The sequence below is a fragment of the Pseudomonas sp. NEEL19 genome (assembly GCF_028751975.1).
Lineage (GTDB): Bacteria > Pseudomonadota > Gammaproteobacteria > Pseudomonadales > Pseudomonadaceae > Aquipseudomonas > Aquipseudomonas juntendi.
In genome coordinates this window covers 2,280,670-2,293,951 of sequence record NZ_CP081491.1, presented here as the reverse complement: position 1 = coordinate 2,293,951, position 13,282 = coordinate 2,280,670, and the positions used below count along the sequence as shown (strand labels likewise).

Annotated in this window: 10 protein-coding genes; 5 read left to right on the top strand and 5 right to left on the bottom strand. The window is 63.5% G+C overall.

The window, feature by feature from the left end; translation table 11 throughout:
• Positions 1–340: 340 nt before the first annotated feature.
• On the bottom strand, positions 341–2,527 hold the full coding sequence (locus tag K4A76_RS10320; protein ID WP_274412094.1) for an OsmC domain/YcaO domain-containing protein: 2,187 nt from the start codon (positions 2,525–2,527) through the stop codon (positions 341–343).
• A gap of 244 nt (positions 2,528–2,771) precedes the next feature.
• Here K4A76_RS10320 and K4A76_RS10315 point away from each other — a divergent pair, with 244 nt between their 5' ends.
• From K4A76_RS10315 to K4A76_RS10300, 4 genes are read left to right on the top strand one after another with little or no spacing between them, the layout of a single operon-like run.
• Entirely contained in the window at positions 2,772–3,227 is a 456-nt protein-coding gene (locus tag K4A76_RS10315; protein ID WP_009686563.1) for a (2Fe-2S)-binding protein, read from the top strand.
• Positions 3,227–5,476: a xanthine dehydrogenase family protein molybdopterin-binding subunit gene (locus K4A76_RS10310; RefSeq protein ID WP_274412093.1), complete on the top strand. Its 2,250-nt coding sequence runs from the start codon at positions 3,227–3,229 to the stop codon at positions 5,474–5,476. The genes K4A76_RS10315 and K4A76_RS10310 overlap by 1 nt, the downstream gene beginning before the upstream one ends.
• Before the next feature lie 17 nt (positions 5,477–5,493).
• Complete coding sequence (locus K4A76_RS10305; RefSeq protein WP_274412092.1) at positions 5,494–6,837, top strand: c-type cytochrome; 1,344 nt, start codon at positions 5,494–5,496, stop codon at positions 6,835–6,837.
• A 50-nt stretch (positions 6,838–6,887) separates the two neighbouring features.
• Positions 6,888–7,907 (top strand): XdhC family protein, encoded by a 1,020-nt coding sequence (locus K4A76_RS10300; protein WP_047149645.1) that lies wholly within the window; start codon positions 6,888–6,890, stop codon positions 7,905–7,907.
• 21 nt (positions 7,908–7,928) lie between these two features.
• On the opposite strand, the gene K4A76_RS10295 is transcribed toward K4A76_RS10300, so the two are convergent.
• The 3 genes from K4A76_RS10295 to K4A76_RS10285 form a co-directional block, all read right to left on the bottom strand.
• Positions 7,929–8,717, bottom strand: a complete 789-nt coding sequence (locus tag K4A76_RS10295) for a substrate-binding periplasmic protein (protein WP_274412091.1) — start codon at positions 8,715–8,717, stop codon at positions 7,929–7,931.
• Between the two features lie 241 nt (positions 8,718–8,958).
• Positions 8,959–9,156, bottom strand: coding sequence for a DUF1289 domain-containing protein (locus K4A76_RS10290; RefSeq protein WP_274412090.1), 198 nt, complete (start codon positions 9,154–9,156; stop codon positions 8,959–8,961).
• Between the two features lie 7 nt (positions 9,157–9,163).
• Positions 9,164–9,481: a hypothetical protein gene (locus K4A76_RS10285; protein ID WP_009686556.1), complete on the bottom strand. Its 318-nt coding sequence runs from the start codon at positions 9,479–9,481 to the stop codon at positions 9,164–9,166.
• Positions 9,482–9,795: 314 nt separating this feature from the next.
• Between K4A76_RS10285 and K4A76_RS10280 the strand changes: the two genes are divergently transcribed.
• Positions 9,796–11,544 (top strand): BCCT family transporter, encoded by a 1,749-nt coding sequence (locus K4A76_RS10280; protein ID WP_029887316.1) that lies wholly within the window; start codon positions 9,796–9,798, stop codon positions 11,542–11,544.
• A 261-nt stretch (positions 11,545–11,805) separates the two neighbouring features.
• On the opposite strand, the gene K4A76_RS10275 is transcribed toward K4A76_RS10280, so the two are convergent.
• Positions 11,806–13,149 (bottom strand): OprD family porin, encoded by a 1,344-nt coding sequence (locus K4A76_RS10275; protein WP_274412089.1) that lies wholly within the window; start codon positions 13,147–13,149, stop codon positions 11,806–11,808.
• Between the last annotated feature and the right edge of the window lie 133 nt (positions 13,150–13,282).

The window sequence follows — 13,282 nt, the reverse complement described above, 5'->3', positions numbered from 1 at the left end:
CCGCTAGCCCAAACGAGAAATTAGGAAGTTTCCTACAACTTAAGCAGCAAGTGGCTCTTGGGGACAGGCGGCACCGCTCTAACTTCAGGAGCCCACCCAAAAAAACAACAAAAGCTTTATGAAAAGCAGGGTAACTACAGAAATATCCTACAGGCCAAGACTAAATGGCCGACATGGATAGGGTGGCAGAAATACATACTCGTTTCATTTGAGCGCGGCGTAAGCGACAGATACTGGCCAAGGCCATGCGCGCCTGGTTCGAGTTGGTCCGGGGGGGCACAGACGGCACGTTGAATGGCACCGGGTTGCCGGTGCCATTCAACGCTGTGTAAAGCCGCTATCAGGCGAAGCGGGCCCGCGCCGCATGCAGCTTCTTGTAGCTCTCGATCAACCGCAGGTGCCGGTCAAGGCCTTCGAGCTTCATGCTGGTCGGGGTCAGGCCATGGAAGCGGACACTGCCGTCAACCGAGCCCAGCACCGCGTCCATGCGCGCATTGCCGAACATGCGGCGGAAGTTGGCCTCGTAGTCGCCCAGCTCCAGTTCGTCATCCAGTTGCACCTCCAGCACCACATTCAGCGCCTGGTAGAACAGGCCACGTTCGACGGTGTTGTCGTTGAACTGCAAGAACGCCTCGACCAGCTCCTTGGCATCTTCGAAGCGCTGTACGGCCAGGCAGATCAGCAGTTTGAGCTCAAGAATGGTCAGCTGGCCCCAGGCGGTGTTGTCGTCGAACTCCACGCCGATCAGCGTGGTGATGGTGGTGTAGTCATCGACATCGCAGTTGTCCAGGCGCTTGAGCAGCAGTTTCAGCGAACGGCTGTCGAGGCTGTGCAGGTTGAGGATGTCGGCACGGAACGCCAGGGCGCGGTTGGTGTTGTCCCAGATCAGGTCTTCGACCGGGTAGATCTCGGAATAACCCGGCACCAGGATACGGCAGGCTGTGGCGCCCAGGTTGTCGTACACCGCCATGTACACTTCCTTGCCCATGTCTTCCAGAATGCCGAACAGCGTGGCGGCCTCCTGCTGGTTGGAGTCTGCGCCGTGGCCAGAGAAGTCCCACTCGACGAACTCGAAGTCGGCCTTGGCGCTGAAGAAACGCCACGACACCACCCCGCTGGAATCGATGAAGTGTTCGACGAAGTTGTTCGGTTCGGTCAGCGCATGGCTTTCGAAGGTCGGTTGCGGCAGGTCGTTCAGGCCCTCGAAGCTGCGCCCCTGCAGCAGTTCGGTAAGGCTGCGTTCCAGCGCCACTTCCAGGCTTGGGTGGGCGCCGAAAGAGGCGAAAACGCCACCGGTGCGGGGGTTCATCAGGGTCACGCACATGACCGGGAACTCACCCCCCAGCGAGGCATCCTTGACCAGTACCGGGAAGCCCTGCGCTTCCAGGCCCTGGATACCCGCAAGGATGGCCGGGTACTTGGCCAGGACTTCGTGCGGCACATCCGGCAGGCACAATTCGCCTTCGAGGATTTCACGCTTCACCGCCCGCTCGAAGATTTCCGACAGGCACTGCACCTGCGCCTCGGCCAGGGTGTTGCCAGCGCTCATGCCGTTGCTGAGGAACAGGTTTTCGATCAGGTTGGACGGGAAGTAGACCACTTGCTGGTCAGACTGGCGCACGAACGGCAGCGAGCAGATCCCGCGCGCGGTGTTGCCGGAGTTGGTGTCGTACAGGTGAGAGCCGCGCAGCTCGCCATCGGGGTTGTAGATTTCCAGGCAATGCGCATCGAGAATCTCGGCCGGCAGCGCGTCGCGCGGGCCGGGCTTGAACCACTGCTCGTCGGGGTAATGCACGAACGCGGCATTGGCCAGGTCTTCGCCCCAGAACTGGTCGTTGTAGAAGAAATTGCAGTTCAGGCGTTCGATGAACTCGCCCAGCGCCGAGGCCAGTGCGGCCTCCTTGGTAGCGCCCTTGCCGTTGGTGAAGCACATGGGCGACTGCGCGTCGCGAACGTGGAGCGACCACACATTGGGGACGATATTGCGCCATGAGGCGATCTCGATCTTCATCCCCAGCCCGGCGAGAATGCCCGACATGTTGGCGATGGTCTGCTCCAGCGGCAGGTCCTTGCCGGGGATGCAGGTGCTGGTATCGGACACCGGCATCAGCAAGCCCTGCGCATCGGCGTCGAGGTTGTCGACCACCTCGATGACGAACTCCGGCCCGGTCTGCACCACTTTCTTCACCGTGCAGCGGTCGATGGAACGCAGGATACCCTGGCGGTCCTTTTCGGAAATGTCCTCGGGCAGTTCCACCTGGATCTTGAAGATCTGGTTGTAGCGGTTTTCCGGGTCGACAATGTTGTTCTGCGACAGGCGGATGTTTTCTGTCGGTATGTCGCGGGTCTGGCAGTAAAGCTTGACGAAGTAAGCCGCACACAAGGCCGAAGACGCCAGGAAGTAGTCGAACGGGCCCGGGGCCGAACCATCGCCTTTGTAGCGGATCGGCTGGTCGGCGATCACCGTGAAGTCGTCGAACTTCGCTTCGAGGCGCAGATTGTCGAGAAAGTTAACCTTGATTTCCATGCGGGATTACCGTGATTTAAGCGTGCAAGACGAAATTGGCCGGCATTATCCGGGTTTTTACCGCGCACGTCCTGCCTGGCTGCCCAGTTGCGCATTCCAACGGATTACTTGCCTGATTCTCTGAACCTGCCACCCGGTTCAAACCGGTGGCCGCTGGCCTGTGCTAGCGTTTCCCCACCGGGGAACAATGTATTCCCCACCCGACATGACCCCGCGACAACAACCGATGACTGGCAGGTGAACCATGGAACTACGCATCAACCAGAAGACCTACCAGGTCGAGGCGGACGCCGACACGCCCCTGTTGTGGGTGATCCGCGATGACCTGGGGCTGACCGGCACCAAGTATGGCTGCGGCCTGGCCCAGTGCGGCGCGTGTTCGGTACTGGTCGACGGCAACGTGGTCCGTGCCTGCGTCACCCCGGTGGCCGGCGTGGTCGGCCGCGAGGTCACCACCATCGAAGCGATCGAAGCCGACCCGGTCGGCCAACGGGTGGTCACGGCGTGGGTCGACCACCAGGTGGCTCAGTGCGGCTACTGCCAGTCCGGCCAGGTGATGGCGGCCACCGCGCTGCTCAAGCACACGCCCAAACCCAGCGCCGAGCAGATCGACGCAGCCATGGTCAACCTGTGTCGCTGCGGCACCTACAACGCCATCCATGCCGCCATGCACGACTTGGCCCAAGGGGAGCAGGCCTGATGAACACACCCGTCGATACCCCTGCCGAACTGCTCGCCCTGCAGCGCGGCGAAACGGTCAACCTGTCACGCCGTCGCTTCCTCGCCGGCACTGCCGTGGGCGCACTGGTGCTGGGCTTCGGCCTGCCGGTGGGCGTGCCGCGGGTACAAGCCGCGGCCGCGGCCACAGCAGAACGCGGCACCCAAGTGCCGGCGTTTCTGGAAATTCGTCCAGACGGTACGGTGCGCCTGCTCAGCCCGTTCATGGAAGGCGGCCAGGGCCCGTTCACCGCCATGGCCCAGATCGTCGGTGAAGAGCTGGACGTGGACCCCGCGCACTTCGTGGTCGAAAGCGCGCCACCCGGCGAAGCCTATGTGGTGATGGAAAACGGCATGCGGATTACCGGCGGCAGCATGTCGGTACGCATGAGCTACCCCACCATGCGCCGCCTGGGCGCCCTCGCCCGGGCCATGTTGCTGCAGGCTGGCGCCGAAAAACTGGGGGTGCCGGTGGCCGAACTGTCGAGCACCCCGGGTAACGTGGTACATACTACGAGCGGCCGCTCGGTGCCTTACGGCGAACTGGCCGGGCGGGCCATGGATCTGCCGGTACCCGACCCGGCCAGTGTCAAGCTGCGCGACCCTGGCCAGTTCCGCTGGATCGGCAAGCCGGTTCGGCGCCTGGATGCCTACGACAAATCCACCGGCAAAGCCCAATACTGCATCGACATCAAGGTGGACGGCATGCTCCACGCCGCCGTGCAGCATGCGCCGCGCCTGGGCATGACCGTTGGCAGCCTGCGTAACGAAGGCCAGGTCAAGGCCATGAACGGCGTGCACTCGGTGCATCAGTTGCCAGGGGCGGTAGCGGTGGTCGCTGAACGCTGGTGGCACGCCAAGCGCGCCGTCGAAGCCCTTCAAGTCGACTGGCAAGAGCCAGCCGCCGACAGCACGCTACGGGCGATGCCGGCTGATTTTTCCAGCGACGGCTGGCGCGAGCACCTGGCCACGGTCGATGGCCCGGCGCGCGATGAAGAAAACGAAGGCGATGTAGCGGGTGCCTTGGCCAGTGCCAAGACCCGGGTCGAGGCCAGCTACCACAACCAGTACCTGAACCATGCCCAGCTGGAGCCACCGTCGGCCCTTGCCCGCTTCAATGCCGATGGCACGCTGGATGTCTGGCTGCCCAACCAGGCGCCGGACATGTTCCGCGACGACATCGCCCAACGCACCGGCCTGCAAACCAGCCAGATCAACCTGCACTCGCCACTGTTGGGCGGCTTCTTCGGCCGCCACTTCCTGTACGAATCGGCCAACCCCTACCCGCAGGCCATTGCCCTGGCCAAGGCGGTGGGCCGGCCAGTCAAACTGATCTGGAGCCGCGAAGAAGAGTTTCTGCGTGATGTACTGCGCCCGGTCGCCGTGGTGAAGTTCCGCGCTGGGCTCGATGCCGACGGCCTGCCGGTGGCCATCGAAGCGGTCAGCGCCACCGAAGGCCCGACCGAGGCCCTGGCGGGCAAGCAGGGCGACAAGGTCGACCCCACCGCGCTTGAGGGGTTGTCGGGCAAGGCCTATGCCATCGCCAACAAACGGATTGCCCAAGTCTATGTCAAAGGCCCGGCCATGCTTGGCTACTGGCGCTCGGTGGGCAACTCGCTGAACGATTTCTTCTATGAGTCGTTTCTAGACGAACTGGCCGACAAAGGTGGCAAGGACCCGTTCGAACTGCGCCTGCACCTGCTGCGCGACAACCCCCGGCTGACCACCCTGCTGAACGCGGTCGCCGACTTGTCCGGGGGCTGGAAGCGCGGGCCGTTCACCGCCGAAGATGGCAGCAAGCGGGCCCGTGGCGTGGCCATGGCCTCGCCCTTCGGCTCGCACGCTGCCGTCATCGCCGAAGTGTCGATGGAGAACGGCCAGGTCAAGGTGCACGATATCTGGCAGGCCATCGACCCCGGCAGTATCGTCAACCCGGCCATCATCGAGCACCAGGTCAATGGGGCGGTGGCGTTGGGCCTGTCGCAGACGCTGGTGGAAGAAGCGGTCTACGTGGATGGCAAGCCGCGCGCGCGCAATTACGACCTGTACCCGATCCTGCCGCCTTCGCGCATGGCACGGGTACATGTGCGCATTGTCGAAAGCGGGGCGAAAATGGGCGGCATTGGCGAACCGCCACTGCCCGCAGTCGCGCCGGCAGTGGCCAACGCGGTGGCGCAACTGACCGGCCAGCGCGTACGCAGCCTGCCAATGAGCCGCCATACCTTCAGCTGACGCACAAGGATTGCCCCATGACCCATCGTTTCGCAAGAACCGCTGGTTGGCTGGCGCTGCCGTGCCTGATCGCGGCGGGCCTGCTGGCCTGGTATGTCACCCGCGAGCCCGCTTCGCCGTTCACCGACGCGCAGGCCGACACCGCCGCCGCAGCGCTGGTCAGCCGTGGCGAGTACGTGGCCCGGCTCAGCGACTGCGTCGCCTGCCACAGCCTGCCAGAGGGCCAACCGTTCGCCGGCGGGCTACAAATGGCCACCCCGCTGGGGGCCATTCATGCCACCAACATCACCCCCGATCGCGACACTGGCATCGGCGCCTACAGCCTGGCGGACTTCGACCGCGCCGTGCGCCACGGCGTGGCACCCGGTGGCCGGCGCCTGTACCCGGCCATGCCCTACCCCTCGTACGCCAAACTCAGCGACGACGACGTAAAGGCCCTGTATGCGTTTTTCATGCACGGCGTGCAGCCGGCCAAGCAAGCCAACCTGCCCAGCGATATCCCGTGGCCGCTGAACCTGCGCTGGCCCATTGCGCTGTGGAACGGCCTGTTTGCCCCGACCGCGCCGTACACCGCCCAGGCGGGGCAGGACGCGCAGTGGAACCGAGGTGCCTACATCGTCCAGGGCCCTGGCCACTGCGGCAGTTGCCACACGCCGCGTGGTTTGGCGTTCAACGAAAAGGCCCTGGACGACAGCGGCGCAGCGTACCTGGCCGGGGCATTGCTCGATGGTTGGTATGCACCGAGCCTGCGTGCGGACCACAACACCGGGCTGGGGCGCTGGAGCGAAGCTGAAATTGCCCAGTTCCTCAAGACCGGCCGCAACCGCCATGCCGTGGTCTTCGGTTCGATGACCGAGGCATTCAACAACTCCACCCAGTTCATGACTGACGACGACCTGGCCGCCATCGCCCATTACCTGAAGTCGCTGCCCGGTGACCCTCAGCGCGATGGCGCGCCCTGGCAGTACCAGGCGGTGTCGGCTGCCGAGCGGCTGGACGCCCCCGGGGCGCACACCTACGTGACCCGCTGCGCGTCGTGCCATGGCCTGGACGGCAAGGGCCAGGCGCCATCGATGCCACCACTGGCCGGGGCTACATCGGCTTTGGCCAAAGAAGACGCGTCGGCGATCAATATCACCTTGAACGGTTCACAGCGGGTAGTGTCTGCTGGAGTGCCTGATGCTTACCGTATGCCGGCCTTTCGCGAGCAACTGGGGGACAAGGAGATCGCCGAAGTGCTGACGTTCGTGCGCTCGGCCTGGGGCAACCAGGGCAGCGCGGTGGACGCGCAGGCGGTAAGCAAGTTGCGCGGGCACACCGACCCGGCCAGCAGTAGCCCCATCATCTTGCATATGCGCTGAAGGGGGCATGCCTGAGCCAACCTTCTCGACAGTGTTGTAACGGAGTTTCCATGGAAAGCATCGACCTGCTGGTGCTGCGCACCACCCGCGACTGGCTTGCCGGCGGCCACCGCGCCCTGCTTGCCACGGTCGCCCGTACATGGGGCTCTTCACCGCGCCCGGTCGGCTCGATGATGGCGCTGCGCAGCGATGGCCGGGTGGTTGGCAGCGTATCCGGTGGCTGTATTGAGGACGACCTCATCCACCGCTACACCAGCGCCTATGGCGGCCCCGGCATGCCCAGCGGCCAGCCACAGGTGGTGCGCTACGGCGTCAGCGCCGACGAAGCCCACCGTTTCGGCCTGCCCTGCGGCGGCACCCTTGAACTGGTGCTGGAGTTCGCGCCCGCGTTGTCGCACCTGGAACAACTGCTGGCCAGCCTGGACAGCGGCAACCTGATGTGTCGCGAACTCGACTTGCACACGGGTGCTGCCAGCCTGGTTGCCACCGCTACCCCACAACTGTTCAGGTTTGATGGCCAGCGCCTGTGCAGCACCCTTGGGCCTGGTTACCGCCTGCTGCTGATCGGTGCTGGCGCCCTGGCCGAGTACCTCGCAACCATGGCTCTGTTCAACGGCTTCAGTGTCTCGTTGTGCGACCCGCGCCCGGAATACACGGCAGGCTGGAGCATCCCCGGCGTTACCCTGCTGCCAGGCATGCCAGACGATGTGGTCCGTGCCTTCAAGGCAGATGTGCGCAGCGCCATCGTTGCCGTCAGCCATGACCCCAAGCTGGACGACCTGGCCTTGCTCGAAGCCTTGCACAGCCCGGCCTTCTACATTGGCGCCATCGGCTCGCGGCGCAACAGCCAACTGCGCCGTGAGCGGCTGATCGAGCATTTCGGCGAAAGCGAAGCGTCGCTGCAGCGTTTGCATGGGCCGATAGGCATCTATATCGGCAGCAAGACCCCGGCGGAAATCGCCGTCAGCGTGATGGCCGAGCTGCTGGCGGCAAAAAATGATGTGCATTTGCCTGGCGCGGTCAACGTCAGCAACGCCAAGGAAGCCGAGCAGCTGGCCCACGCGCTGTAGCAACGGCCTGCGCACGGCCTGTCATTGCCATTGCTCCATGTTCTGCTTCAACAACTGCTGCGGCAGGGCTCCGCCCACGATCCTGGCCATTTCCCGGGCCAGTGCTGCGCGCAGCTGTGGCTGGTTGCAGGGTGAATTATGCGAAATGGCCAGGTACAACCCTTCACTGGAGACCGGTGGCTGCAGTACCTGCACGGCACCGCCAATACCCAGCGTGCGCGCCAGGGCCATGCCTGGGTACTGTTCGTAAACCACGTAGGCACTGCGCTTGTGCACCAGTTTTTCGAACGCCTGGCGAGCAGTGGGTACCGCTTCGAGCGTGAGATGAGCCTGCGCGTACTCATCGAACTGCTGGCCATGGCTGTTGTTCACCAACGTACCGCCCTTGCGGCCCTTCAGGTCCGCCCATTGCCGGTAGGCAAAGGCGTCAACCTGGCGCACCCAGACCACGCTGGGGGTGGCCAGGAACGGTGGCTCGATGAAGTTCATGTGCTGTTGCCGCGCCTCGGTGCGAAAGTACCCGGCCAGAAGGTCGATCCGACCAGTGCGCACTTCTTCCTGCGCGCGTGACCACGGCCCCGCGTAAACCACGTCGATCTCCAGCCCGAGCTGTTTCCCCAGGTGCTTGAGCAAATCGGCATTGGCACCCATCAACTGCTGCGGGTTGCGCGGATCGCGCCACAGGTAAGGCGGGTATTCCGGGTTACCGGTGGCGGTCAGCCGCCGGCATGTGTCATCGGCTACCGCCGCCAGGGGCAGCAGCATCAGGCACAACAAGGGCAAGGCGTGGCGCAGGCAACGCTTGATCATCAACGACCCTCGGCAGTTGTAACTTCGCCGCCCCGCTGGGTGACCAATGGCTTGAGCAATGCTGGTCGGCTGCATCAGGTGTGGGGCTGCATACAGTCTGGACCATCAGAGGCCGACTAGCGGACCTTTTATGGGCATAAAAAGGATTGCGGCCCATCGCCGGCAAGCCGGGCTCCCACAGGAGCAGTGCAGACCTCAAGCTTTGCGCCCCCTGTGGGGGCTGATGGGCTGCCAGCAGGGCTTAACTGACCTGCCGCTTGGCCGCCTTCTTGGCGATGGCCTTCATGCGCGTGGCCGCCCGCTGCACGGTCGCCATCTTCTCGGGGCGCTTCATGCCCCGCCATTTGCGGATTTCGTCGCGGGTACGGCCGCAGCTCACGCACAGCTCACTGTTGAGCTGGCACAGCGAAACGCAGGGGTTGTCGATGTATTTGGCCATATGCCGTTCAGCCGGGCAATTCAGCCCGCGCGCGCGCGCCAGCATCCTTGAACACTTTGCTCACTTCATCGGCCTTGACCTTGTTGACCGAGTAGGCGGCCACCAGCTCGTCGACAACGCGTAGGCCTTGTTCCAAGGCCGTCTGCAATTGGTCGGCGTCGCAAGCGTCAGCGATATCCCCAAGGTAAGGCGCGATGAGGTAAACGTAACGGTCTTGCAGCTTGAGCGCTTCCAGCGCATCGAGAGCATGCTGGAACCGCTCGGCTGCGGCAGGGCTCATGCTCAGTTTATCGAAATGAATCAGGCTCACACGGTCAGTGGCCATTATTACGAATCTCCGTTTCCTGGTACGGCCGGGCCCGAACGCGACAACGCTTCTACGGTGCTTGATGTGCGGCCCCGGGTAATGCCCACCAGCGTACCAGAAGCCGAGACAGAAAGGGCCAATGCCCCCAGAACTAAAAGTATTTGCCAAGTCGCGCAAGGGCAGCCCCAGGACGCTATCGGGACAGGTGCCGGCGCCGACCGCGCAGGATAATTCCGCCAGCACTCCACCCGGCCGAGGCGCCAACGCACTCGGTAGCTCACACAACTACAAGCCTGCACGAACAGGCAAGCCACACAGGGGCCTCAGGATTCATGGTAAAGGAACACATCAACGAAACACTCGACCTTGGCGTTACCGACCCCTCGAAAACCGCAGAAGCCCGCCAGGACCGGCGCTTCGAGGGCAAGCTGGACTGGGTGGTCTTCGGTTTCACCAGCATCCTGGCCATCGCTTTCGTGCTCTGGGGCTTCATCAACCAGGCCAGCCTGGCGCGCAGTGCCTCCACCGCTCAATCGTGGGTCATTCTCAACTTTGGCTGGTTCTTCGTACTGACCTCCACCCTGTTCGTGGTGTTCGTGCTGTGGCTGGCCGCCAGCCGCTACGGGCGGGTACCGCTTGGCCGTGATGGCGAACAGCCAGAGTTTCGCACGGTGTCCTGGGTGGCGATGATGTTCAGTGCCGGCATGGGTATCGGCCTGATGTTCTTCGGCGTGGCCGAGCCGCTGTCGCACTACGTGTCACCGCCGCCCGGCTCGGCCAGCGGGCAGACCAGCGAAGCGATGCAGGTCGCCATGGCGACCACCCTCTTCCACTGGACCTTGCACCCTTGGGCCATGTACGCCATCGTCGGCCTGGTCATCGCCTACGGGACCTTCCGCCGGGGCCGCTCACAGTTGATTTCCGCGGCCTTCCGGCCGTTGATCGGCAAGCACGCCAACGGCCCGCTTGGCCGGCTGATCGACATGATGGCAATCTTCGCCACGCTGTTCGGCTCGGCGGCCTCGCTGGGCCTGGGCGCCCTGCAGATCGCCGGCGGGTTGGAATACAACGGCTGGATCGAAAGCCCTGGCAAGCTGTTCTACATCTCCATCATCACCCTGCTGACCATCGCCTTCGTCTCGTCGGCGGTATCGGGCATCGGCAAGGGCATCCAGTGGTTGTCCAACATCAACATGGTGCTGGCCCTGGTGCTGGCGCTGTTCGTGTTCATGGTCGGGCCGACCCTGCTCATGCTGAACCTGCTGCCGACCTCGCTCGGCATCTACATCAAGATGCTGCCGGAAATGATGGCCCGTACCAACGCCAGCGGTGGCGAGCAGATGAACAGCTGGCTGGCCGGCTGGACAGTGTTCTATTGGGCCTGGTGGATTTCCTGGACGCCGTTCGTGGGCATGTTCATTGCCCGCATCAGCCGTGGCCGCACCATCCGCCAGTTCGTTACCGGCGTGCTGCTGGTGCCGAGCCTGGTCAGCCTGGTGTGGTTCACCATCTTCGGCGGCGCGGCCGTCGATGCCCTGCGCGAAGGTGCTTTCCAGCTGGCCAACGGGGCAGTCAACAGCAACCATGCGTTGTACCAGTTGCTGGACAGCTACCCACTGGCCTCTGCGACGTCAGTGCTGGTGATGGTGCTGGTGGGTATCTTCTTCGTTTCCGGCGCCGACGCGGCGTCGCTGGTGATGGGCACGCTGTCGGAGCACGGCACCACCGCACCTTCGCGGCGCACGGTGATCTTCTGGGGCGCGCTGACCGGGACGGTCGCGGCCATCATGTTGGCGATCGGCGACCCACGGGACCCTGGCGAAGCGCTGACCGGGCTTCAGAACCTGACGATCGTGGTGGCCCTGCCGTTCGTGGTGGTGATGGTGCTGCTTTGCCTGGCGCTGTACCGCGACCTGCGCAAGGACCCGATGATGCTGCGCCAGCTGCGCGGCAACGAGCTGATCGAAAAAGCCGTGCTGTATGGGGCGGTGAAGCATGGCGAAGAGTTCTATATCGTGGTGCAGGAGAAAAAGGCATCGGTCAAGACGGCGGAGGCTGCGAGCGAAACTGCAGACACCTGAACCCGCGCAGCGGTAACGGCTACTGCCCAAAAAAAGCGCCCCACAGGGTAATGCCTGTCAGTTGAGCGTTACTGGGGCTGCTTTGCAGCCCTTCGCGGGCACGCCCGCTCCCACACTCAAGAAATGCGCGATCCCCTGTGGGAGCGGGCGTGCCCGCGAAGGGTCGCAAAGCGGCCCCAAATCACTTAACTGACTTGCATTGCCCAAGGGGCGCAAAACATTCACCCAAACCAAAGGAGCTGGAAAGCTACTAAGGTGAATTCACAGGATCGACAGTGGGTACTCGACGATCAGCCGCACTTCGTCCAGGTCCGACTCGAACGCCGTGGCGCGGGTGGTGGCCTGGCGTACCCGTAGCGCCAAGTCCTTGGCCGCACCGCTCTGCACCACGTACTTGACCTCGATATCGCGCTCCCAGCGTTTCTGATCGGTCAGCGGGTTGCCATCGGCACCCCGGCGCATATATACGGCGTTGGCGTTGCTGTAGTCCGCGTCGCTACCTTTGCCGTAGCGGGTCATGAACGACAACCCAGGCACGCCATAGGCCGCCATGTTCAGGTCATAGCGCAGCATCCACGAACGCTCCTTGGGCGAGTTGAAGTCGCTGTACTGGATGGAGTTGTCGAGGAAGATCGAGTCGGCCTGGCGCAAATAATCGAAGTCGTCGTCGCCATTGTTGCGCTGGTGGGTGAGCGCAAGGGTGTGGGCACCGAAACGCACGCCCAGCTTGGCACTCCAGATATCGTTGTCGAAAGCACCCAGGCGCTGGCGCCCCTCGTCCACGGCCTTGTAGTAATTGAAACCGCCAATCAGCGCCAGTTGCTCGCCAAGCGGCCAACTCAGGCTGGTGCCGGCGTAGTACTGGTTCCAGACATCCTTGAGCCGGCTGCTGAACAGGCTGACACTGGCATATTCGTTGAGGGTGTAGTCGCCGCCGCCGTAGGCGATCCAGGGCGAGTCCACCGGGCCGCCATAGAAGGTGGCGAAGTTTTCCCGCATGCCGCTGGACATGGGCTGGCTCATGGCATGCAGGCGCCCCGCCTGCAGGATCAGGTCCTTGATGTTGGTGTTCTCCAGGGTCACGCCCCGAAAGCTCTCGGGCAACAGCCGTGAGTCGCCTGCGGCGACCACCGGGTTAACCGGAAACACATCGCCCACCTTCAATACCGTATCGAACAGGCGCACCTTGGCCGCGCCGCCAACCTTGGTGTATTCATCGCGCGCCTGGCCGTCATGGTCTACCGGCAATACATCGAACGAACTGCGCCCGCCGTTACGGCCGCCGCCGGTATCGAGCTTGAGGCCGAGCATGGCGAACGCGTCCACGCCGACACCGACCGTGCCTTGGGTAAAGCCCGACTCGAAGCGAGCGATCACGGCGTGAGCCCAGGCCTCGGAGTAGCCATTGTCAGGCGCTTTGCGCGGGTTGTGCGTGGGCGCTGCAGCGTCGCGGTTGTCACGGTTGAAGTAGAAGTTGCGGTTGAGCACATCGAGGGTGCTACCTTCGATGAAGCCGTCGGTGTTCTTTTCGGCGGCCAGTGCCTGGCCACCGACGCTGGCCAAGGCCAGGCATGCAGCCAGTTTAAGGGGGTATCTGCAAGTCATCGGATGCTCCTTGAACGTCGCATTTGTTTTTATGTCGGCGTTGCGAGATTGCCCCTCGGCAGATAACGCCAGGATGATCCCCGCATTACAATTGCGTCATCGACGGCGCCCCGGCACAACTTGGGCGCTGCAA